22 protein-coding genes are annotated in these 20,728 nt (G+C 58.8%); 12 read left to right on the top strand and 10 right to left on the bottom strand.

What is annotated here, in order from left to right:
- Window positions 1-22: 22 nt before the first annotated feature.
- From IMCC20628_RS01570 to IMCC20628_RS01560, 3 genes are all read right to left on the bottom strand, one after another.
- Window positions 23-997 carry a 2-hydroxyacid dehydrogenase gene (locus IMCC20628_RS01570; protein WP_047028737.1) on the bottom strand — a complete coding sequence of 325 codons (975 nt, stop codon included), beginning with the start codon at window positions 995-997 and terminating at the stop codon, window positions 23-25.
- Window positions 994-2,022: a LacI family DNA-binding transcriptional regulator gene (locus tag IMCC20628_RS01565; RefSeq protein ID WP_047028736.1), complete on the bottom strand. Its 1,029-nt coding sequence runs from the start codon at window positions 2,020-2,022 to the stop codon at window positions 994-996. The genes IMCC20628_RS01570 and IMCC20628_RS01565 overlap by 4 nt, the downstream gene beginning before the upstream one ends.
- Before the next feature lie 77 nt (window positions 2,023-2,099).
- Window positions 2,100-2,672 (bottom strand): MarR family transcriptional regulator, encoded by a 573-nt coding sequence (locus IMCC20628_RS01560; protein WP_082127962.1) that lies wholly within the window; start codon window positions 2,670-2,672, stop codon window positions 2,100-2,102.
- A gap of 22 nt (window positions 2,673-2,694) precedes the next feature.
- Here IMCC20628_RS01560 and IMCC20628_RS01555 point away from each other — a divergent pair, with 22 nt between their 5' ends.
- The 4 genes from IMCC20628_RS01555 (at window position 2,695) to IMCC20628_RS01540 (ending at window position 6,748) form a co-directional block, all read left to right on the top strand.
- Window positions 2,695-3,495 (top strand): creatininase family protein, encoded by an 801-nt coding sequence (locus IMCC20628_RS01555; RefSeq protein ID WP_280949436.1) that lies wholly within the window; start codon window positions 2,695-2,697, stop codon window positions 3,493-3,495.
- A gap of 102 nt (window positions 3,496-3,597) precedes the next feature.
- Window positions 3,598-4,599 carry an FAD-dependent oxidoreductase gene (locus tag IMCC20628_RS01550; RefSeq protein WP_082127961.1) on the top strand — a complete coding sequence of 334 codons (1,002 nt, stop codon included), beginning with the start codon at window positions 3,598-3,600 and terminating at the stop codon, window positions 4,597-4,599.
- A gap of 64 nt (window positions 4,600-4,663) precedes the next feature.
- The gene (locus tag IMCC20628_RS01545) at window positions 4,664-5,746 is read left to right on the top strand and encodes a GTP-binding protein (RefSeq protein ID WP_047028733.1); all 1,083 of its coding nucleotides are present in this window, start codon (window positions 4,664-4,666) and stop codon (window positions 5,744-5,746) included.
- Between the two features lie 12 nt (window positions 5,747-5,758).
- Window positions 5,759-6,748 (top strand): WD40 repeat domain-containing protein, encoded by a 990-nt coding sequence (locus IMCC20628_RS01540; RefSeq protein ID WP_047028732.1) that lies wholly within the window; start codon window positions 5,759-5,761, stop codon window positions 6,746-6,748.
- A 12-nt stretch (window positions 6,749-6,760) separates the two neighbouring features.
- On the opposite strand, the gene IMCC20628_RS01535 is transcribed toward IMCC20628_RS01540, so the two are convergent.
- A complete protein-coding gene (locus IMCC20628_RS01535; RefSeq protein WP_047028731.1) occupies window positions 6,761-7,207 on the bottom strand; it encodes a glyoxalase superfamily protein in 447 nt (148 codons plus the stop codon).
- A 297-nt stretch (window positions 7,208-7,504) separates the two neighbouring features.
- On the opposite strand from IMCC20628_RS01535, the gene IMCC20628_RS01530 reads away from it, so the two are divergent.
- Window positions 7,505-7,948, top strand: a complete 444-nt coding sequence (locus IMCC20628_RS01530; RefSeq protein ID WP_156174379.1) for a sugar dehydrogenase complex small subunit — start codon at window positions 7,505-7,507, stop codon at window positions 7,946-7,948.
- Window positions 7,949-7,992: 44 nt separating this feature from the next.
- Window positions 7,993-9,609, top strand: coding sequence for a GMC family oxidoreductase (locus tag IMCC20628_RS01525; protein ID WP_047028730.1), 1,617 nt, complete (start codon window positions 7,993-7,995; stop codon window positions 9,607-9,609).
- Between the two features lie 16 nt (window positions 9,610-9,625).
- Here IMCC20628_RS01525 and IMCC20628_RS24125 read toward each other — a convergent pair whose 3' ends face one another.
- Window positions 9,626-10,777 carry an AraC family transcriptional regulator gene (locus tag IMCC20628_RS24125; RefSeq protein ID WP_156174378.1) on the bottom strand — a complete coding sequence of 384 codons (1,152 nt, stop codon included), beginning with the start codon at window positions 10,775-10,777 and terminating at the stop codon, window positions 9,626-9,628.
- 171 nt (window positions 10,778-10,948) lie between these two features.
- Between IMCC20628_RS24125 and IMCC20628_RS01515 the strand changes: the two genes are divergently transcribed.
- From IMCC20628_RS01515 to IMCC20628_RS01500, 4 genes are all read left to right on the top strand, one after another.
- Entirely contained in the window at window positions 10,949-11,188 is a 240-nt protein-coding gene (locus IMCC20628_RS01515; RefSeq protein ID WP_047028729.1) for a hypothetical protein, read from the top strand.
- A 255-nt stretch (window positions 11,189-11,443) separates the two neighbouring features.
- Complete coding sequence (locus IMCC20628_RS01510; RefSeq protein ID WP_047028728.1) at window positions 11,444-12,337, top strand: LysR family transcriptional regulator; 894 nt, start codon at window positions 11,444-11,446, stop codon at window positions 12,335-12,337.
- Between the two features lie 93 nt (window positions 12,338-12,430).
- On the top strand, window positions 12,431-13,090 hold the full coding sequence (locus tag IMCC20628_RS01505; RefSeq protein ID WP_082127960.1) for a DUF1007 family protein: 660 nt from the start codon (window positions 12,431-12,433) through the stop codon (window positions 13,088-13,090).
- A gap of 11 nt (window positions 13,091-13,101) precedes the next feature.
- Window positions 13,102-14,133, top strand: coding sequence for a nickel/cobalt transporter (locus tag IMCC20628_RS01500; RefSeq protein ID WP_245307855.1), 1,032 nt, complete (start codon window positions 13,102-13,104; stop codon window positions 14,131-14,133).
- Between the two features lie 6 nt (window positions 14,134-14,139).
- Here the strand turns inward: IMCC20628_RS01500 and IMCC20628_RS01495 are convergent, their stop codons facing one another.
- The 3 genes from IMCC20628_RS01495 to IMCC20628_RS01485 all read right to left on the bottom strand — a co-directional run bounded on the left by IMCC20628_RS01495 (window position 14,140) and on the right by IMCC20628_RS01485 (window position 15,606).
- Window positions 14,140-14,364: a hypothetical protein gene (locus IMCC20628_RS01495; protein ID WP_047028726.1), complete on the bottom strand. Its 225-nt coding sequence runs from the start codon at window positions 14,362-14,364 to the stop codon at window positions 14,140-14,142.
- An 88-nt stretch (window positions 14,365-14,452) separates the two neighbouring features.
- Complete coding sequence (locus tag IMCC20628_RS01490) at window positions 14,453-14,932, bottom strand: GNAT family N-acetyltransferase (RefSeq protein WP_052766253.1); 480 nt, start codon at window positions 14,930-14,932, stop codon at window positions 14,453-14,455.
- Window positions 14,929-15,606, bottom strand: coding sequence for a GNAT family protein (locus IMCC20628_RS01485; protein ID WP_047028725.1), 678 nt, complete (start codon window positions 15,604-15,606; stop codon window positions 14,929-14,931). Before IMCC20628_RS01485 ends, IMCC20628_RS01490 begins: the two co-directional genes overlap by 4 nt.
- Before the next feature lie 83 nt (window positions 15,607-15,689).
- On the opposite strand from IMCC20628_RS01485, the gene IMCC20628_RS01480 reads away from it, so the two are divergent.
- Complete coding sequence (locus IMCC20628_RS01480) at window positions 15,690-16,868, top strand: pyridoxal phosphate-dependent aminotransferase (protein WP_047028724.1); 1,179 nt, start codon at window positions 15,690-15,692, stop codon at window positions 16,866-16,868.
- A gap of 478 nt (window positions 16,869-17,346) precedes the next feature.
- On the top strand, window positions 17,347-18,300 hold the full coding sequence (locus tag IMCC20628_RS01475) for an AraC family transcriptional regulator (protein WP_245307854.1): 954 nt from the start codon (window positions 17,347-17,349) through the stop codon (window positions 18,298-18,300).
- On the opposite strand, the gene IMCC20628_RS01470 is transcribed toward IMCC20628_RS01475, so the two are convergent.
- On the bottom strand, window positions 18,297-18,854 hold the full coding sequence (locus IMCC20628_RS01470; RefSeq protein ID WP_052766252.1) for a hypothetical protein: 558 nt from the start codon (window positions 18,852-18,854) through the stop codon (window positions 18,297-18,299). The two genes, IMCC20628_RS01475 and IMCC20628_RS01470, sit on opposite strands and share 4 nt — an antisense overlap.
- 251 nt (window positions 18,855-19,105) lie before the next feature.
- Window positions 19,106-20,722 carry a TRAP transporter large permease subunit gene (locus IMCC20628_RS01465; RefSeq protein ID WP_047028722.1) on the bottom strand — a complete coding sequence of 539 codons (1,617 nt, stop codon included), beginning with the start codon at window positions 20,720-20,722 and terminating at the stop codon, window positions 19,106-19,108.
- Between the last annotated feature and the right edge of the window lie 6 nt (window positions 20,723-20,728).

Raw genomic sequence — 20,728 nt, 5'->3', positions numbered from 1 at the left:
TCACGCAGCCTCGGCCAGGTATTCATGCTGGTTTTCTATCCAGACCCGCGCATTCGGGAACCGCGGTAATCGCCGGGCGGCCATCAAGCCAGGCCGCGAGATTATCCACCACCAGATCGGCCATGGCGTTGCGTGTCGATACCGATGCCGACGCCACATGAGGCAGCAGGCTGACATTTGGCAATTCCATCAGCGCCTGCGGCACATTTGGCTCATCGGCAAAAACATCAAGGCCGGCGGCGGCAATCTTGTGATCGGCTAGCGCCGCAATCAGCGCCGGCTCATCGATTGTCGATCCGCGGCCGACACTGATCAGCACTCCTTTCGGACCAAGCGCAGCAAGAATGTCGGCATTCACGGCCTTCTCTGTCGCAGCGCCACCTGGCACGACCACAATCAGCGTGTCGACAACCGAGGCCAGCCCGGCCAAGTTGTCATGCCATGGGTAATCGACATCATTGCGCTTGGTGCGGGTATGATAATTGATCGGCAAACCGAAGGCTTCGAGCCGCCGGGCGATGGCAAGACCGATCCGTCCAAGCCCGAATATGCCGACTGTCCGCCCCCTCAAGGTCAGCGACGTCAGTGGGTAGGAACCTTCCGCCACCCACCGGCCAGCACGCAGATAGGCCTCGGCCTTTGGAAACTCACGCAGCGTATTGAGCAACAGACCAACGGTCGTGTCAGCAACCTCATCCGACAGAACGTCCGGCGTATTGGTGACCATGATACCCCGCGTTGCGGCATGTTTGGCGTCCACTGCATCATAGCCAACCCCGAAACTGGCGATGATCGACAGATTCGGAAACGCGTCGATGAAATCGGATGTAATGACCGTCGCACAGGCAATGCCGCTGATCTTCGCCCTGGCTTCCGGGGTCATCAGTGCTGCGTCGGCTGCAGCAATGGACACAGCATCAAACTCAGCTTCAATCCGTTCCCGGACGCGGGCATGGATCCCGCCAGGGATCAGGACTGTCGAACCCGCGGCGCTCATCGGCCTGCTCCCGGATTGAGCGGTGAGGTTGACTGCCGTATCCGCATCTCCGGCTTGATCAAATGCAGACCATCTGCTTCGCTTGAGCCATTGAGTTTGTCGAGCAGCGCCCGTGCTGCAAAGCGTCCCACTTCGGATTGTCCGTTCCAGACCGTGGTCAGCGCCGGTGTTGCGATCGCCGCTTCCTCGAGGTCGTCATATCCAGTCACTGATATATCCTTTCCTGGTACAAGCCCTGCGCGGGCAATGCCATTCATCATGCCTATGGCCACGAGATCATTCCAGCAGACCGCTGCTGTCGGTTTGAGCGGATTGGCGAGGAAATTCACAGCCGCCTCAAAACCGCTTTGCTTGGTGCGCGGTCCTGAAATCCTCAACGCCGGGTCGACTTCGATGCCGGCCTTTCTGAGAGCGTCGGCGTAGCCCGCATAACGATCCCGCCCGGTCGATGTGTGATCGGTGCCACCGATCATGGCGATACGAGTATGGCCCAGGCTGATCAGGTGATTGGTCGCAAGCGACGTTCCGTATGCATCGTCGCCGCGAAAGGTCGGCACATCGATTTCCGGGACCGAACGCGCGATCAGAATGGCAGGCATGCCGTTGTCCTCAGCAAGCCGGATGTCCGACGCCGGCGTTCCAATCGCTGGCGACATGATCACGCCGTCACCGCCCAGTTGCAGCAATGTCTCAATGAAGTTGCGCTGCTTTTCGACCGAATCATAATGATTGGAAAGAATGAAGGTTTGCCGGCTACGGTCGAGTTCGGTCTCGATCGCCTTCAGAATTTCCGCGTAAAACGGGTTCATGATGTCGTGCACCACGACGCCGATAATCCCCGATCGCGATGTTCTCAGCGAAGCCGCCCGGCGATTGTAGATATAACCGAGCTCTATCGCCTTCTCCTTGATGCGATCCCGCGTCACATCCGCGACAAGCGGGCTGTCACGCAACGCCAGAGAGACCGTTGCTGTTGAAAGCCCCAAGGCCTCCGCAATGGTGGAGAGTTTAATTTTCTGAGCCAAATGCAAATTCCCCTGTCGAGGCGCTGCCCCGATTCAACCGTTTAAACAAACTTAAAAGGTTTAAACCGGACTGGCAATCAGTCAGTTTGCGAAGACGGGTTACCCTCGACCATTGCACTGGCATCGGCTTCTTGCTGCGGCTGGATTTCGGAGGTTTTGTTACCCGATGCCGTAGCAGCAATCCCCAGTGTTGCAGCTATGTTGGTGTCAACCTGCGCCAAAAGATCGAGAAGCTGCGCGATATCTTTCTTCGTCAGCCCCGTGAAGGCCGCCTTCTCTGCCCGGCGCTGCGATTTTCGGACCGATCTGATCTGATCCCGGCCCGCATCGGTCAGGAACACCAGCATCATCCGCCCATCATTCGGCGACCCCTGTCGCCGCACAAAGCCTTGAGCAGCAAGTCGACCTATGGTCTTGGTGATGGTCGGAGCCTTGACCCCGAGCAAGGCGGCTATTGCCCCCGGCGTCTGTCCATCATGTTCGTCCAGTGCCAGCATCACCGAATCCTGCCCGGCATAAAGCCCGATATCGAGCAAATGGCGCGACAGCGCAGTCCGGGCGTTCCGGGCGACCTGGTTGATCATCGAGAGCGCTTCTGCCTGATCAGCCTTTTTCGACTTCTTGTTCTTGTTCTTCTTTTTACCGGACATGGACAGCTCCTTCTTGCGGCCTTTGTTCCATCACCCTAGGGTTCAAACCCTAACCAAGCCTGAGTGGAAAAACCACCTTATGCCCACACAATCCGTGCCAATCGCCATCCTTCCCCTGGGTGCCCATGAACAACATGGTCCGCACCTCCCGTTTGAGACAGACGCGCTGATCGCCCAGGCGGTGGCGCAACGACTGCTTGTCACTGCGCCAGCGTCTGTAGATCTGGCTCTGCTGCCGGTCGAATCAGTTGGCTACTCCATCGAACATATGGATGTGTCAGGCACACGAAGCCTTACCTATAACGAGGCAATCGAGCGCTGGCTCGCCATCGCTGCAACATGCGCTGATCGCGGCATCCACCGCATGATGCTGCTTAACGCCCATGGTGGAAATTCGCCGCTGCTGACTGTCGTGGCCACTGAAGCGCGGGTGCGCTTCAACATGCTGGTGGTTGCGACAAGCTGGACCCGGTTTGGCGTTCCAGCCGACATCATCAGCCCGGAGGAGAAATCTCTCGACATCCATGCAGGCGACATCGAAACCTCGGTGATGCTGGCCATTCGCCCGGATCTTGTCCGGCTAGACGCATTGCAGGATTTCCCCTCGCGACAGTCGGATTATGCCGCGCAGTTCACCCATCTGCGCGCCTATGGCCCGCACGCTTTCGGCTGGAAAATGTCAGATCTGAACAAGGACGGCGCAGCCGGCAAGGCCAGCCAGGCGACGGCAGAAAAAGGTGAGGCCATTCTCGCTCACGCCGTGCGCGGACTCAGCGAATTGCTCTCGGACATGGCCGAATTCGATGTGGATGACCTCACCTAAGCTGTTTCCAGGGCGACCAACCGGAACCAGGCCTGGAGGCCGTCCAGGAGGCGTCAGAGACATCAGCTTGAATTGCTCAGGATATTTCTAGTTTCTGAGGAGATGACGTGGCCGCAGGTGAACAGATGGACAAATCACATGATCGACGCTGATATCCTTGTCATAGGTGCTGGACTGGCAGGTCTGAGCCTCGCTCGATATCTGGTCGACAGCCACAAGAAGGTGCTCCTGCTTGAGAAATCCAGATCGCCCGGAGGCAGACTCTCAACGCGTCGCAGCGAGCACGGTGATTTCGACCATGGCGCGCAGTACATCACCAGCCGCACGCCGGAATTTACCGCTCTGGTCAATCAACTCACGCAGAGTGGCAAATCGTCAGAATGGGCACCTGACGGCAAGGACAGCGCGCGCCCCTGGTGGGTTGGGCAACCTGGCATGTCGACGCTTGGCAAGGCGCTGGCTCAGGGCCTCGACATAAGGCTCGGAGCGCAGGCGACACGTATCCTCAGGCAGGGCGGTGGCTTTGTTGTCCACGCGAAAAACAGTGACGGAACACAAACCCACTTCTCCGCGTCAAAAATAGTGGCTGCGATACCGGCCCCGCAGGCTCATGCCCTTCTTGGCCCGCTTGATCCCGCCTTCGCGCCCTTGGATAAAGTCGGAATGGCGCCTTGCTGGACAGCCATGCTGGCCTTTGATGCCGCACTGGACTCCGTGCCGGATCTCATACGCGGTCAGCCGGGTGACGTGCTTGGACTGATTGTGCGAAATGGTTCCAAACCGGGCCGGACCGGCGAGACCTATGTGCTGCATGCCACGCCGGAATGGTCGAAAGCCAATCTTCAAAACCACCGCGAAACGGTTGCTCTGGAAATGATCAAAGCAATGAGGGAGACCACGGGCCTTGGTTCAAATCACCCTGAACCTGTTCACTTCGAGCTTCACCGTTGGCTTTACGCACTGGTGGAGAAACCGCTGGGACAACCTTTTCTCGCCAATTCGGACAACACGCTGTTTGCCTGTGGTGACTGGTGCATCGAGGCACGGGCAGAGGCCGCGCACCAGTCCGGATTGGCTCTGGCCAACCACATCATCTCCTTGTGAGTGGCATAAGCCAGGCGAAGCGCCTATATGGGGTTCAAACACCCATTGCTGACAGAGAGAACTCATGAGCGAAGCGCCAATCTCCACCCCCGTGGCTCCGATCCCCGTGACCGTGCTGACCGGCTATCTCGGCGCCGGAAAAACCACCCTGCTCAACCGGATTCTCTCCGAACCTCATGGCAAGCGCTATGCCGTGATCGTCAACGAATTCGGCGAAATCGGCATCGACAATGACCTGATCGTGGAGTCCGACGAGGAAATCTACGAAATGAACAATGGCTGCGTCTGCTGCACCGTTCGCGGCGACCTGATCCGCGTCGTCGAAGGTCTTATGCGCCGTCCGGGCCGCTTTGACGCCATCATCGTCGAAACCACCGGCCTGGCCGATCCAGTGCCGGTTGCCCAGACCTTTTTCATGGACGAAGAAGTCCGCGCCAAGACCAAGCTCGACGCCGTCGTCGCACTGGTCGACGCCCTGCATCTCCCGGCCCGCCTCAAGGACAGCCGCGAAGCCGAAGACCAGATCGCCTTCGCCGACGTAGTCATTCTCAACAAGACTGATCTGGTGACGCCGGAACAGCTGGAAGCCATCGAGCGGACTGTGCGGGCGATCAATCCGTCAGCCCGCATTCACCGCACCGAACGTGCCGCCGTGCCGCTGGATGCCGTGCTTGACCGTGGCGCTTTTGATCTCAGCCGGGCGCTCGACAACGATCCGCATTTCCTCGATCACGATCACCCCGATCATGCCTGCACCCCGGATTGCGATCACGACCACCATCACCACGGGCACGATCATGACCACCACGGCCACAGCCATCATGATCATGCCGCGCCGTCCGATATTCACGATGCAACCATTGAATCGATCTCGTTGCGTGCAGGGCCGCTCAACCCGAAGCGGTTCTTTCCCTGGATTGAAAAGATCACCCAGCTGGATGGTCCCAACATTCTCCGGCTCAAGGGCATTATCGCCTTTGAGGACGATGCCGACCGCTACATCATCCAGGGCATCCACATGATCGTCGAAGGCGACCATCAGCGCGCCTGGAAAGAAGACGAAAAGCGCGAAAGTCGCATCGTCTTCATCGGCCGGGATCTCGACCGCGAGAAGCTCGAGCGGACCTTCCTGGCCTGCCAGGCCTGAGGAGGTTCGATCATGCCAACTGTCGCTCCGATTGATCTCGATGACCATTGCCTTGCCGTCGCATTTCTGGATGAGGTTCCGGTCTTTGCGCTGGCGTCCGGACAGGTCATACGCCTCGACCACGGCACCCACCGCCATGACCTGCATGACGGGCTGCTCGCCACCGCCCTCACCTTGGATGGCAAAAGCCTGATCAGTGGCGGCGAAGACGGCAAGGTGATGCGGCTTGGCGCCGACGGAACCGAAACCACGCTGCGCCCGTCCGCGCGCAAATGGGTCAATGCTGTGGCGGCCGGGCCGCAAGGCGCTTTAGCCTTTGCCGATGGCCGCACGGCAACGGTGCTGCTGGCTGATGGCACCGAGCGGACATTCGAAGAGGCGCGCACCATAGAAGGGCTTGGCTTCGCGCCGAAAGGCCTGCGGCTGGCAATGGCGCGCTACAACGGGGTGTCTCTCGTCTTCGTCAATGGCAGCGCCCCGGCAGTGGATTTCGAATGGAAGGGCGCCCACAATCAGGTGATGTTCAGCCCCGACGGCCGGTTTCTGGTCACCGCCATGCAGGAAAACGCGCTGCACGGCTGGAAACTCGATGGCAAGCCGGGCAGTGAACAGCGCCACATGCGCATGACCGGCTATCCGGCCAAGGTCAAATCGCTGTCCTGGTCCAACAAGGGCAAATGGCTCGCCTCGTCCGGGGCGGCATCGGCGATCGTCTGGCCATTTTCAGGCAAGGACGGTCCGATGGGCAAAGGCCCGCTCGAACTTGGTCAGCGCGCCGATACGATGGTGACCTGCGTTGCCTGCCACCCGATCGAAGATCTTGTCGCCATCGGTTTTGGCGACGGCATGGTGCTGGCGGTTCGCATCGGCGACAGCAAGGAAGCCTTGCTGCGGCGACCGGGCAAAGGCCCGATCACCGCATTGGCATGGAACAAGCCAGGTCGCCTGCTCGCATTTGGATCGCAAGCAGGCGATTGCGGCGTTGTCGACATAGCGGGCTGAAAACTCTCCCGGTCAAGACCAGGACAGCTCCAGTTGCGGACGTCCGTTGGAGGTGTGCGCACGGCTTATCCCGTCCTTGCCGATGACCCCGTTGACCCGTTTCCGGAACGACGAGAAGCTGTCAAAGGTGACGACATCGACGGCTTCATCAAGGTCCAGCGACACCCGGAAGTTTCCAGGCGTGGAGGTGATCGCCTGGATACCCACCACCTTGGCGGTGAACGGTTGCCCCAGATAGGCTCCAGTCACCCGGCTGCCCGGAACCAGGCTTTCGGGACCGGGACGATTACCCAAGGCCGCGTGCAAAGTGTTCCAGTCGTTGAAGCCGTGCTGCGCAGCGATCAGTTCCAGCGCTTTTGAATGGCCGATGGCATCACCATTGGCTTCAAGGCGGGTTCTCAGGCGGCGTGCCTGATCTTTCAATGTATTCAAGTTTGGCAATGGCGTGCTGTCACGCATGGCAGTTCTCCTGTCATGACATACCGTAACAAAGGGGTGTCCGCGTTCCACCATCTGGCATGTCATCGAAAAAGGTGACTGCTTGAATGCTGGAGACTTCACCATGGCATAGTGCCTGCGAACGGCCGGGGCTCCAGACCCGAGAGATGTGAAATAGGTACGCCGATGAGGATTGTCAATCTGTGGCACAATTCAATCGGTGTCAGCGTTAGATCCGGGATGTTTGCCTGACAGGACGAAAGACGGAACCATTTCGGGCAATCCGCGTTGAAAATCATTACCAGCAAGGAGATTTTCATGACCCAGCCAAAGTCCAACCTCCCGCTGAACGCCACCCGGCGCAGTATTTTGATAGGGGGATCGGCGCTGGCCGTTTCCGTCTTTGCTCAATTTCCGGGCAAGGCCTTTGCCGCGACCATTGACGCCGATGGCTTTCTGAAACTGTCCAAAACGCTCACCGGTCACTCCGATCTCTCCGCCGACGATGCGATGAAGATGTTTGAGGCTTTCAAGGCCATCGGAAAGAGCGACGAGCTTGCCGCTCTCGCAGATGGGGAGGCAAATCCGGAGCTGGGAAACGAGGTTGTCGCGTCCTGGTACAGCGGCGTGTCGCCCGATCCCGACGCCGAAGAGGTGATCACCTACACCGAAGCCCTGATGTGGCCGGCGATGAGTTACACCAAGCCCATGGGCTATTGCGGCGGAGCGACCGGCTACTGGGCAGATCCCCCTGAAAGCTGACGCTTTTCACCATCCGAATTTCAAGATTTTCCGGGAGCCGCATTATGGCCAATAACATCACCGCAGACATTCTCATCATCGGCACCGGCGTGGCCGGCGCAATTGCCGGCGCCAAGCTCGCCGCCAAGGGACTGAGCGTCGCCTTTCTTGAATCCGGCAAGCGGATTGACCGTTATGATGCAGTCGAGAAATTCTGGAACGCCAAGATCAAGGTACCGGAATCGGCCTATCCGAATGATCCGACGGCTTCCCATCCCCTGACCCACAAGCCTGAGGATTTTTATCAGCAGATGGGTCCTGAGCTTTTTCGCTCGACCTATATCAAGGTTGTCGGCGGTACCACTTGGCACTGGCTCGGAACCACGCTGCGCAACCTGCCTTCGGATTTCAAACTGAAGTCTCTTTACGGCCATGGGGTTGACTGGCCGATAAGCTATGACGATCTCGAGCCATTCTATATGGCGGCCGAAAACGAGATCGGAGTAGCCGGCGACTCCGCCGAGGATCTCGGCTCGCCGCGCTCCGGCGAATTTCCGATGCCGCAGATTCCGATGACCTATCTCGACAAGCATTTCGCCTCGGCGCTGGACGGCACCGCCTATCAGGTCCGCTCCACCCCGCAGGGCCGCAACTCCGTCTATCGCCAGGACCGTCCGGAATGCTGCGGCAACAATTCCTGCATACCGGTCTGTCCGATCCAGGCCAAATATGACGCCACCGTGCATGTTGCCTTGGCAGAACAGGCCGGTGCGAAAGTTCATGAGCAAACCACGGCCACCAAACTCAATGTCGGCGAAGACGGACAGATAGCCTCCGTCGATTTCCGCCGCGCCGACGGGACCACCGGCACGGCGTCGGGCAAGGTGGTCATTGTCGCAGCCCACGCGCTCGAGACGCCCCGCCTGTTGCTCAATTCGGCCCAGGAAAAGGCGCCGAACGGCGTTGCCAACAGCTCCGACCAGGTCGGGCGCAACCTGATGGACCACCCGTCCCGCCTCAGCTGGGCCATGGCCGCAGAGCCGGTCTGGCCCTATCGCGGACCGCTGGCCACCTCCGGCATCGAAAACCTGCGAGACGGCGATTTCCGCAAGGAGCGCGGCGCCTTCCGCATTGAAATCGGCAATGATGGCCACAGCTGGCCAACCGGAGCACCAACAACCACGGCGGCGGACCTGGCAGCCAATGGCCTGCGCGGCGAAGAGCTTGATGCGGCAATCAAGGATGCAACGTCCCGCCAGATCCGGCTTGCGTCGCTGGTCGAGCAATCACCCGACGCAGAAAACCGCGTGACGCTCGATCCGGAAAAGCGCGACGCCAATGGCGTGCCGCTGCCCCGCATCCATTATGATTTCGATGACTACACCCGCAAAGGCCTCGACGCTGCCGAAGCTGCGCACGAGGAGGTGTTCGCCGCCTTGGGCGCGACCGACGTGCAGCACTCGCCGGTGATCCAGGGATCAGGTCATATCATCGGCACCGTGAGAATGGGCTCGGATGCCAAATCCGCTGTGGTTGACGCAGATCTGCGCAGTTTCGACCACCGCAATCTTTTCCTGCTCGGATCGGGCACCTTCCCGACATCGGCCACGGCCAACCCGACTTTGACCATCGCCGCCCTGTCACTGCGGGCTGTCGATGCCATTGCCGCTTCGGTAAAATGAGGCAAAGCCACACTGCCTAGTGGGTAATGACGCCGGTCAAGGCGCCTTCGCGGTATTCGGTCGGACTGACGCCGACGCGTTCCCTGAATGCCCGGTTGAATGGAGCCAGTGACGCGTAGCCTAGGCTGAAGGCGTGCTGGATGATCTGCTCGCGCGCCATCTCCGGGTCGGACAGCCTGCGCTTGGCTTCGCGAATCCGGTAGTCATTCACGAAGGCTGCGAAATTACGGTAGCCAAGGCCACCATTGATCAGCCGCCGCAGCCGGTGTTCGGGCACAGCCAGCACATCGGCCAGTCCGCCAATGGTCAGGCCCGGTTCGAGATAAAGCCCGCCATCCATGGCCTTGACCACCCGGTCGAGCTCAAGCCGATCGGCTGCCGACAGATCGCTGCGGGCGACCGCTGCGACCGACCCGTTGCCCGAGCGCTGGAACAACCCGTCCTTCAAAGCTGTCAGCCAATAGGAAAATCCCAGTGCCAGGCTGAAATAGACTGCCGAATAGACAAGACAAATGCCAGCATAGAGCGGTGCGTCGATGCTGATCAGATTGGTCACGAACACCAGAAGTGTGAAAGGCGGAACCGAGAACGCCAGTGCCAGGCTGAAACTGCGCCGTTCATCAACCAGATCACTGGCCCGGTTGCGCATGGCCCGATAGATGATCAATCCGAACAGCGTTGCATTCATCACCACCAGCGCCATCGTGAATGGCAATAGCCAGTCTTCCGGCGCAAAGGCTGCTCCGGAGACGAGCGGAATCGCCAGCGCAACCGGCCAGAAAACACCGGCACTCCAACGGAACCGGTCATCAAACAGCGCCAGCACGAACCACCACAGGGCAATGAAATGCATCTGCTGGAAAAGCAGGATCAGCGCGGCGGATGGAGCCAGCATTTCAATGATCGTCGGTGCGTTGAGAATGATTTCCACCAGCCCGGTCACGCCGAAGAGCACGCCGGAAAAACACATCGGCCCGAAATCCGGTCGGCGCAAAAATCGGGCAATGACCAGCAACAGGATCCCGAACGTCGCACCGCGCAGGATGAGGTCGATAAAGCCAGCCAGGGTCAATTCGATTGACATGTTCGAGTCCGCGAGTTGCGCATCACCGGAACTGGCGCGCGTCAGCATGGCTTCGAGATAGGGACGATGGGCCAAACAGTCCAATCGATTCCGGAATTGTCGCCTCAAAAATGAAACTTCCAATTCGGATTTCAAAGTCGCGCGGCATGTCGGCGACCAAATCACCAGTTTGGGTTCATCGCCGGTTCCGCAGCAGTTCTTCGATCTCTTCGGAAACCGCCTGTCATAACTCAAACGCTCTCAAGGGAGACCACCATGACCAAGATCATCGCAGCCGCAGCCATTTCACTCGCCGCAATCATGCCATTTGCAACCACTTCAGCATTTGCCGAAACAGCTGAAACCCAAACTCGGATTTGCGATCAGACTGCAGCCGAGATTGCCAAGGCTGGTGTCGATTGCACCACAACATCGACAATCGGCCGCAGTGAAGATGCGCCTGCCAACAAGTATCCGGATGCGCCCGTCAGTTTCGGTTCTGGCGTGGTATTCTGACAACAAAGAATTTGCTACAAAAATGCGCCGGGTGCCCCTCCGCCCGGCGCTTTGCCGTATCAGGGCGACAGGCATCCATCTGCACGTGCCAATTCAGACAGTTAATTCATGGTTCTTCGTCCGTCGCATTCAGAAGTTTTTCCATCGCGCCTTGAAAAACTCATTCTCTGAACGAATATCGGGTAACTGTTCAATTTGTGATGACAATGACAGCGTCTGCCCTGGCCGGGCGCAAACCCCGAGGACCTGCCCAATATGGATACATTGACCCGGATTCGCGCTTTTATCGACGTGGTCGAGGCCGAAGGTTTTTCCGCCGCCGCCCGCAAGGTTGGCCGCTCCAAGGCGCTTTTGTCGAAATATGTCCGGGAACTGGAGGACGATCTGGGTGCCTTGCTGCTCAACCGCACCACCAGGCAGTTTTCACTGACTGAGGCCGGACACATCTATTTCCGCACCGCGTCGGACATTCTCAAGGAAATTGACAACCTCGCCGATCTGGTGCGAGAGGGTTCGACAGATCTCAAGGGCCGCATAAGGGTGTCCGCACCACGAACTTTCGCCGACGCAGCTATCGGTCGGTCGCTGATTGAATTTGCTGCCGCCCATCCGGATGTCACCTTGGAAATCATCTCCGACGACCGCTTCGTCGACCTGGTCGAGGAAGGCTATGACGTGGCCATCCGCATCACCAAGCTTGAGGATTCGGGTCTCATCGCCCGCAAGCTGTCATCCTTTGCCCTGATTGCCTGCGCATCGCCTGAATTTCTGGAAAAGCATGGCCCGATCACTCATCCGTCCCAGCTTGCCGGCGTCCCTTGCATCGTCGACACGAATGGCCGGACGCTGAACAATTGGCGCTTCGAGAACAAGGACGGCTCCTCTTTCTCCGTCACCGTCCATGGCCGTCTGGAGGTCAACAGCCCGTTGACGGCGATGCGCGCAGCCGAGGCCGGACTGGGTGTGGCGATTTTGCCTGACTTCATTTTCAAGGAACGTCAGCCAGTTGGCACGCTGGTACCGATCCTTGAAGACTACCTTTCCAACGACCGCGGGATCTATGCGATTTACCCGCACCGTCGCTATCTCCCGGCCAAGGTTCGCGCCTTTGTTGATTTCCTGAACCAGTGGTTCAAGACCAACCAGTGATTCCAATTGTCGCAAGGTCTGCTGCGTGCCGGAATTTCGTCTATATTCGATGTCACTAGACCCTTCGAAGCGGCACAGACAGTTAGGCGACCCATGACCATGCTTTTGATGCAGAAATTGCCGGCCACCGCGGTGCTTGCAGCCTTGCTCGCCCCGGCTCCCGCCTTGGCGCATCCGCATGTTTTTGCCGAAGCGCGTCTGGAGATTGAGACTTCCGCCGATGGACGCGTGACGGAACTGCGGAATGTCTGGCGATTTGATGAAGTCTTCTCATCCAGCGTCATTCTGGATTTCGACGAAGACTCAAACCTTGAACTCGACGCCGGAGAGCTCGCCAAAATCAGCGACATGGTCACCCAGTCGCTGGCGGAATTCGACTATTACACCACTGTCACCGTCAACGGCGCGGATGTGGAAATTGCGCTCCCGGAAGCAATCAAGGTCGATTATCAGGACGGCCAATTGCTGATGTTCTTCGCGGTCATCCCCAAGACCGAGCTGCAGCTGTCAGGCAACATCCATGTCGCTGTGTTTGATCCGACAATGTATGCGGCGCTCGATTTCCTCAATGATGAAGACATGATGGTCACCGGAGCCTCTGCGTCCCACTGTACCCGCAGCGTTGTCCGGCCCGATCCCGACGAGATCATCGCTCAGAATCAGGACTCCCTGACCGAAGCGTTTTTTGACACAACAACCAACAATGACCTTTCAAAGCTGTTGGCGACGCGGCTGGAGCTCGATTGCAAATGAAGCCCGGTTCCATGCGTTTGATTCTGACGACATCCATTGCCCTGGTGGTGCTTGCAACTGCCGCCCACGCCCAGTCCTCGCTCGGCATCGGCACCGCGGAACCCTCTTTTGCCCCCTCCGGATTTGGCGGTTCGTTCCTCAACTGGATCAACCAGCAGCAACAGGCCTTCTACCGTTCACTGACCGGATCCCTGAAGGCCATGCGCACCGATCCGTGGCAAATGTGGGGACTGGTCAGCCTGTCATTCCTCTATGGCGTGTTTCACGCCGCCGGGCCGGGTCACGGCAAGGCGGTGATTTCGTCCTACATGATCGCCAATGAAGTGGCGCTCAGGCGCGGTGTATTGCTGGCGCTGCTCTCATCCTTGCTGCAGGCGCTGACAGCGATCACGGTGGTAGGCGTCGCCTACTACCTGCTGCGCGGCCTGTCGGTTTCGATGACGCAGGCAACACACTTCATGGAAGTGGCCAGCTATGCGCTGATCGCGGCTTTCGGACTCTGGCTGCTGAGCCGCAAACTGCTCTCACTGCGCCACGATCGACCGGCCCTGGTTCCTGCCGCGGCGCCCCAACACCTGCATTCCGGTCAAGACCATGATCACCACCATGCACACAAACACCATGCGCATGATCATAGCCATGACCATCACACCCATGCAGAAGGCGAAGTCTGCTCGACATGCGGTCACGCCCACTTGCCTGATCCGGGCCTGCTCTCAGGCAAGGATTTCAGCCTGCGCGAGGCCTGGGCCGCTGTAGTGGCGGTGGGACTGAGACCCTGTTCTGGCGCGCTGATCGTGCTGACATTCTCGATGCTCAACGGGCTCTGGCTGGCAGGCATCGTCTCGGCTTTCGCCATGGCGATCGGCACCGCGATCACCGTGTCGGCCTTGGCGACACTTGCTGTCATGGCCAAGGGTGCCGCCGTGCGTCTGGCTGGCGCCACAATGGGCGGCCACGTCGGCACCTTCATCGAAATTGCTGGAGCGGCGATGGTGTTTGCACTCGGATTGCTGCTGCTGGCCGCGTCGCTGCAGACGTGAACTTTTCTACTCCGGACGATTATCGCGCTTTTGCTGCCGCTTGCCGCGCAGCCAGAACACGGCAAAGAATGCCAGCACGAAGCTGATCGCCAAGGCATAGGACAGCCAGGGCGAGATCTTCGACAGGGACATCATCATCGCCGGCATGTAGTAAAAAACCAGCCCGGTGCCGCCCAATATGATGGCTGCGGCGATCGCAGAAGACCGGCCTGATGTTGCAGGTTTGCTCATGAACCGATTCCTTGTCTGGTGACGATCACGTCGCTTGAACATTGATTGATCACAGCGACAAGGGCAGCTTTGCCTCTGAACGTCGCTATCATCCGTGTGTGTCCCGCATGCCGGATCCAGCGTCAGGGACAACAGCGGACATATGTATCACAACCCGGTCGGGCGCAATATCCTCATGATCGACCGTGAAGCCTCGCCTCTTGTACCACACCAAGGCAGGATTGAGGCTGTTGGTGATCAGATCGACGCGATCCAGCCCAAGCTCCCGCGCCCGCTCGAATGTCGCTTCAAGCAGCAAGCGGCCCCGGCCCGTTCCCGCGGCCCGCGGCGCCGTGCCTATGGATTCAAGGAATAGCCGGTCCGCCAATAGACGCAGGATCAGGACGCCGATGAGCGCGCCCTCGTGCTCGTCCAACCAGACTTCACACTCCTTCATTACGGCGGAGTAATCCCACTCGAGCGGTATGGCCCGCGCGCCGACAGCAGCTTCGGTGCGCGCATAGGCCGCGCGCTGGAATGCCTCGACCCGCGCCCGTTCGTTGGCTGCGGCGAGACGCAAAGCCATCATCGGCCAGCCTGTCTGATGTCCTCCAGCCGTCGCTTCTGGCGGCTATCCGCATCAAAATTCGACGGGTCGAGCCATGCTTCAAAAGCAGCCTTGAGATCCGGCCACTCGCCATCAATCATGGAGAACCAGGCGGTGTCGCGATTGCCGCCTTTGGAAACAATGTGCTGGCGGAACACGCCTTCGAACTGGAAGCCGAGGCGGATCGCCGTGATCTTGGAAGCGGCATTCTCGTTGTGGCACTTCCATTCATAGCGTCGGTAATCGAGATCCTCAAACACGTGCCGGGCCATCAGGTAATGCGCCTCGGTCGACATCGGTGTGCGCGCCATCGCAGCGCCATGGGCAACAGCGCCGACCTCGACAACACCATTGGCCGGATCGGGACGCATCAGTGACGCCATGCCAACGATATCTCCCGTCCGGCGGCTGCGGAAAATATTGACCACCACTCCCGCCTTGACTGTGCCCGACAGAAAATCAGCCAGTTGGCCGGCCGTGTCGAAAGGTCCGTTTGGAAAATACCGGATCAAATCATTGACACCGGTGCCACCCAGCGCGTCCCAGAGCGCCGTTTCGTGAACATCACGATCATACGGTTCGATCATCACATAGCGCCCGGTCACCGAAAAACCTTCGGGAGCCGGACGGGGTTGCCAGTTGGTCAAGTCGTGCATTGAGGTCGCCTGAATTGAATTTCGCGTCGGGATAGGACATGACTCTCCATCACAACACAACCATCCAAACAGGAAAATGCGTAATGATAAAGCCAGTCGCCGCTTTCGATCGCATCGGCGAGGAAAATGCCTTCGCCGTGCTCGCCCGCGCCACCGACCTCGCCAATCAGGGGCGTGACATCCTCAATCTGGGCATCGGCCAGCCGGACTTCAAAACCCCGGCCCATATCGTCGAAGCGGCGGTCAAGGCATTGCGCGATGGACATCACGGCTACACGCCCGCCAACGGGTTGCTGCAGACCCGTGAGGCCGTATGCCGCAGGACGCTGGCGATGACCGGTGTCGAGATCTCGCCAGACTCGGTGATGATCATGCCCGGCGGCAAGCCAACCATGTACGCCGCCATCCGCATGCTGGGCGAGCCGGGCGTCGACATTCTCTATCCCGATCCCGGGTTCCCGATTTACCGCTCGATGATCGAGCATGTTGGTGCGCGACCGGTTCCTGTGCCGATGCGCGAGGAGAACGGCTTTGCCTTTTCAGCCGAGGAAACGCTGGCCCTGATAACGCCGCAAACCCGGCTGCTGATCCTCAATTCGCCGGCCAACCCGACCGGCGGCGTCACCCCGAAAGCCGAAATCGACAAGCTGGTTGCCGGTCTGGCCGCGCATCCGCAGGTCGTCATCATGTCCGACGAAATCTACGACGTGATGACCTATGACGGCGCAAGCCACACCTCGCTGCTGAGCTATCCCGAAATCCGCGACCGGCTGATCGTGCTCAATGGCTGGTCCAAGACCTGGGCGATGACCGGCTGGCGCATGGGCTGGTCGATCTGGCCCGACAGTCTGATCGGCTATGTCCGCAAGCTCGCGGTCAATTGCTGGTCTTGCGTCAACGCACCGTCGCAATTTGCCGGCATAGCCGCCATTGATGGCCCTCAGGACGCCGTTGCCGAGATGCTTACGGCTTTCGACCGCCGGCGGCGGCTGGTGACCGACCTGCTCAATGCCCTGCCGGGCGTGTCCTGCGTCCTGCCAAAGGGGGCGTTCTATGCCTTCCCGAACATCTCCGCTACCGGATGGAAAGCCAAGCCGCTTGCCAGCGCACTACTCGAAGAAGCAGGCGTCGCCCTGATCGGCGGTCCGGACTTCGGTGTTCTCGGTGAAGGCTATATTCGCGTCTCCTGCGCCAATTCCGATGACAACATCGAAGCTGCGATTTCACGCGTCGGGAAATTTCTGGAAAGCCGCAAGCCCTGAACAGATACCGGACAAGTTAAAGGGCGGCTTTCGCCGCCCTCATCCGTCATGCCGTTCTTGGGAGGAGGTAAGAGGCATGTCTGATAATCAGGCTGCGCCCAAAATCTTAACAAGACCTTAACGCGAAATGACCGGTTGTTGCCCCTCATTCTCGGTTTTGGACGGTAGTAACGCCACCAGAACCGCCCATAGACCGCCAATTTTAAACCAGTAATTTCGACATCAATCACGTAAACAACCATATTTTTCGGTCAAAATCCCACTAGAAACCGCAGGAGCGGGGCAGGTTTTGGGAACGTTGTTTCATTGCCAGCTCCGGTATAGACAGGAAGTATCTTTCAACGCTTCGGACAGAAAGCAAGCGCGGGGCGGTTCAGACAAAAGGCGACAGACATCCAAAATGGTCAATCTCCCCCTTCCATGGATGGTCAGCGCTTTAGCTATAATCGCCGCCGTTGCCTTGTTGATGAACCGCAGAATGCCTGCATATGTTCGGGCATCCTTCTGCGTGTTTCTGATGTCCCTCGCCACCATCGGCATGCTGCTCGGATTGCGATTGTCGTTCTCGATGATTTGGGCCGCTCAACTACAACCGTTGATCGCGCTGATGCTGGGGCCATCCGCCTATCTGGGGTTTCTCGCCCTGACACAAGACCGCGATCAATCATGGAAGAGACCACTGGCAATCAATGCCGGCGTCGTCGTACTTGCGCAACTTGCGATTCTTGGACCGGTTCCAGTCTCCGCCGACGTTTTCGTTCTCGGCTTCAACATTGTCTATCTGGTCCGCATCTCTGCCTTCTTGAGCAAGGATTCCGATGAATTCGTCCACGTCGCGGCACAGGCAATGCCGGTCACGCGTTCGGCCTTGTACGCAACGATCGCGCTATTGAGCCTGATGGTTGTGGCGGACGTTTCGATTGTGGCTGCCAGCCTCTTCGCTGGCGACGGCGAAGCAATGCAATTGCTCTCTGGAGCCGCAGGTATTTTGGCAGCATTCTGTTTTGCAGTCGCCCTGATCGTGGCACCGCAAGTGTTGCGCACTCCGATTACCGGCCCTGCCCAAACGCAGAGGCAGCCGGCGCCATCCGAAGATGACCGACGGCTGCTTGCTGCCCTGGACGCAATGATGAACGAGACCCGGCTGTTCTCCGACAACAATCTGACGCTGGTCCGCGCAGCCCGCCGGCTGGGCGTTCCGGCGCGTCTTGTTTCAAATGCCGTCAACCGATGCACCGGAGACAATTTCTCTCGCTATATGAACGGCTTTCGCATCCGCCACGCGCAAAAGCTGCTGCGCGAAACCGACCTTCCTGTCACCGAAATCATGCTGGAGGCAGGCTTTGTCAGCAAATCCAGCTTCAATGGCGAGTTTCGCCGCGTCACCGGCGTAACTCCGTCGCAATATCGCGCCCGCAAGCCGACCATCTAGAACGTCGGACACGCGACATGACCGACGTCGGCGCCAAAAATATCCGCCAACATCGACTTTCCCGGATTGAGGACAAAGCCGTGCTCTTCTGTCAGGCCTTGCTGGATGGAGATCTGGTCATCCTGAGTGGTCCCGACTCGGTACTGGTCGCTGACAATATCCTGACCAGCGATCAGAGCCTGAACCAGCCCGGCGTCATTCAGGTTCAGGCGTATGGTCTTTGCCCGCGTGGCAGCGATGCTGTCGCCGCCAAAATCTCCGGCAACAAACCGTAGCGGGACACTCAGACAATCAGCGCCGTCAGAATTTCGAAGCAGGGCGATCCCGCTGCCGGCTATGCCGCGCAATTGCAGCAGTGAGGCTTCGCGAGCGTCTTCAACGATGACGACCCCGAGGGCACCTGCGGGAATCTCCTGCCCCTGCGGCGTCCGAACTGCGGATCCGAGGGCTTGTCCGGCTTCGCTTTGCGCATTCGTCACAATGGGGGCACCAAGAACGGTGGCGGCAGCGAGGAGTGCGTAAGTGTAGATGACTGATTTCTTTTTCATCGGCATGATGAATTCCTTTGATGCTTGCTCGATTGGACTGCGGCACGACAGCCGCCGATGAGCGCATCTGGCAGAGCTTCTCCAGGTGTCGCGCCCGAAAGCGCGTTTGAGAACGTTCGAAATCGCAAATCAGAACCAGCCGTTCGGGCCTGGCCGGAAAATCTGCTCGAAGCATCGAAGAAGCACAAAAAAAACGGGGCGCTTGCGCGCCCCGCCAATTTGAATTTGGGTTATTTTTGGTCTGAGGCACCCAATACCTATCTGGTAACGATTTCCGGTCCCATCAGACTGTAGGGCAGCCATGTCGACAATGCCGGCACATAGGTGACAATGATCAGGAATACGAACAGCACGGCCACGAACGGCATCGCCGCGCGCACCACCTGCACCAGGCTCATGCCGGTAATGCCAGAAGTGACGAACAGATTGAGCCCGATCGGCGGCGTGATCATGCCGATCTCCATATTGACCACCATGATGATGCCGAGATGGACAGGATCGACACCCAACTCCATGGCAATCGGGAACACCACCGGCGCCACGATCAGAAGCAGCCCTGAGGGCTCCATGAACTGACCGCCGATCAGCAACAGGATGTTGACCGCGATCAGGAAGGTGAACCAGGTGAAACCGTAGCCCAGCATCAGTTCGGTGATGGCATCAGGAATCCGCTCGGAGGTGAGCACATGCGCAAACAGCAGCGCGTTGACGATGATGAACATCAGCATGATGGTGGTTTTTGAGGCATCCACCATCACCTTGCGGGTGTCTTCATTGAAGAACGCCCTGCCGGCATTGCGGCCCATCAGCTTGAGATTGCGTCCCCACACGGGAAAACCCGCAATCAGCGCCGACGGCACGCCCATAAGTCCCTTGTCGCCACGCCAGGTGGTGTAGGCCACCAGGATGATGAATGAGATCAGCAGCCCAAGATTGGAGCGGCCGGCAAAAGTGATGGTTTCGGAATCATTGGTGGCAAAGAACGACAGGATCATCCAGACGAAGTAGAACGCCAGGGCATAGACGACACCGGAAAAGCCGGCCCGGGCAGGCTTTGAATCGGTATCACTGACCCAAGGCGTGCCGGCCATCGGCCCCATGTCACGATAGATGAAGATGGCGATGAAGAACGAATAGACCGCCGCCACGGCCGCAGCCTCGGTCGGAGTGAAGACCCCGCCATAAATGCCGCCGATGATGATGATGATCAGGAACAGGCCCCATCCGGCTTCCTTGCCGCCAGCGACGATCTCGCCAAATCCACGCCAAGGTTCCGACGGAAGCCCCTTGATGCGCGCCACGATGTAAATTGCCAGCATCAACATGAGACCTGCGACGATACCCGGGATCACACCGGCCAGGAACATCCGGCCGACCGATACATCTGTTGCCGCCGCATAGACCACCATGACGATCGACGGCGGAATGAGGATTCCGAGCGTCCCGGCATTAGCGATAATGCCTGCTGCGAATTCCTTCGAATAGCCAACCTGACGCATCCCGGCGATGGCAATGGTGCCGATTGCGACCACCGTGGCGGGCGACGATCCCGACAGCGCGGCAAACAGCATGCAGGCCAACACGCTGGCCATGGCAAGGCCGCCGCGGAAATGGCCCACCGTTGCGATGGCGAAGCGAATGATCCGTTTGGCCACACCGCCGGTCGACATGAAGGCCGATGCCAGCACGAAGAACGGAATGGCCAGCAAAGTGTAGTTCTGCGAAGCCGTGAACAGCTGGATAGCCACCGACGACATTGAATCTGTGGAGAAAAAGGCGATCAGAATGATCGACGACAGCCCCAGCGAGACCGCAACCGGTACACCGACAAACAACAGGCCGAGAACAAGGATAAACAGGATTGTGGTTTCCATGGCAGA

The organism is Hoeflea sp. IMCC20628, assembly GCF_001011155.1.
GTDB lineage: Bacteria > Pseudomonadota > Alphaproteobacteria > Rhizobiales > Rhizobiaceae > Hoeflea.
This window is presented reverse-complemented; position numbering and strand designations above follow the sequence as displayed.

What these genes read in the sequence shown, in the direction of transcription:
- IMCC20628_RS01485 (WP_047028725.1), bottom strand. Translation starts at nt 15,606, where the DNA reads ATGCACGACTTGACCAACTGGCAACCCCGTCCGGCTCCCGAAGGTTTT.
- IMCC20628_RS01490 (WP_052766253.1), bottom strand. Translation starts at nt 14,932, where the DNA reads ATGATGGCTTTGCGTCTCGCCGCAGCCAACGAACGGGCGCGGGTCGAG.
- IMCC20628_RS01545 (WP_047028733.1), top strand. Translation starts at nt 4,664, where the DNA reads ATGAGCGAAGCGCCAATCTCCACCCCCGTGGCTCCGATCCCCGTGACC.
- IMCC20628_RS01495 (WP_047028726.1), bottom strand. Translation starts at nt 14,364, where the DNA reads ATGAGCAAACCTGCAACATCAGGCCGGTCTTCTGCGATCGCCGCAGCC.
- IMCC20628_RS01510 (WP_047028728.1), top strand. Translation starts at nt 11,444, where the DNA reads ATGGATACATTGACCCGGATTCGCGCTTTTATCGACGTGGTCGAGGCC.
- IMCC20628_RS01470 (WP_052766252.1), bottom strand. Translation starts at nt 18,854, where the DNA reads ATGCCGATGAAAAAGAAATCAGTCATCTACACTTACGCACTCCTCGCT.
- IMCC20628_RS01480 (WP_047028724.1), top strand. Translation starts at nt 15,690, where the DNA reads ATGATAAAGCCAGTCGCCGCTTTCGATCGCATCGGCGAGGAAAATGCC.
- IMCC20628_RS01535 (WP_047028731.1), bottom strand. Translation starts at nt 7,207, where the DNA reads ATGCGTGACAGCACGCCATTGCCAAACTTGAATACATTGAAAGATCAG.
- IMCC20628_RS01540 (WP_047028732.1), top strand. Translation starts at nt 5,759, where the DNA reads ATGCCAACTGTCGCTCCGATTGATCTCGATGACCATTGCCTTGCCGTC.
- IMCC20628_RS01530 (WP_156174379.1), top strand. Translation starts at nt 7,505, where the DNA reads ATGACCCAGCCAAAGTCCAACCTCCCGCTGAACGCCACCCGGCGCAGT.
- IMCC20628_RS01515 (WP_047028729.1), top strand. Translation starts at nt 10,949, where the DNA reads ATGACCAAGATCATCGCAGCCGCAGCCATTTCACTCGCCGCAATCATG.
- IMCC20628_RS01570 (WP_047028737.1), bottom strand. Translation starts at nt 997, where the DNA reads ATGAGCGCCGCGGGTTCGACAGTCCTGATCCCTGGCGGGATCCATGCC.
- IMCC20628_RS01560 (WP_082127962.1), bottom strand. Translation starts at nt 2,672, where the DNA reads ATGTCCGGTAAAAAGAAGAACAAGAACAAGAAGTCGAAAAAGGCTGAT.
- IMCC20628_RS01500 (WP_245307855.1), top strand. Translation starts at nt 13,102, where the DNA reads ATGCGTTTGATTCTGACGACATCCATTGCCCTGGTGGTGCTTGCAACT.
- IMCC20628_RS01505 (WP_082127960.1), top strand. Translation starts at nt 12,431, where the DNA reads ATGACCATGCTTTTGATGCAGAAATTGCCGGCCACCGCGGTGCTTGCA.
- IMCC20628_RS01525 (WP_047028730.1), top strand. Translation starts at nt 7,993, where the DNA reads ATGGCCAATAACATCACCGCAGACATTCTCATCATCGGCACCGGCGTG.
- IMCC20628_RS01465 (WP_047028722.1), bottom strand. Translation starts at nt 20,722, where the DNA reads ATGGAAACCACAATCCTGTTTATCCTTGTTCTCGGCCTGTTGTTTGTC.
- IMCC20628_RS01550 (WP_082127961.1), top strand. Translation starts at nt 3,598, where the DNA reads ATGACGTGGCCGCAGGTGAACAGATGGACAAATCACATGATCGACGCT.
- IMCC20628_RS01475 (WP_245307854.1), top strand. Translation starts at nt 17,347, where the DNA reads ATGCCTGCATATGTTCGGGCATCCTTCTGCGTGTTTCTGATGTCCCTC.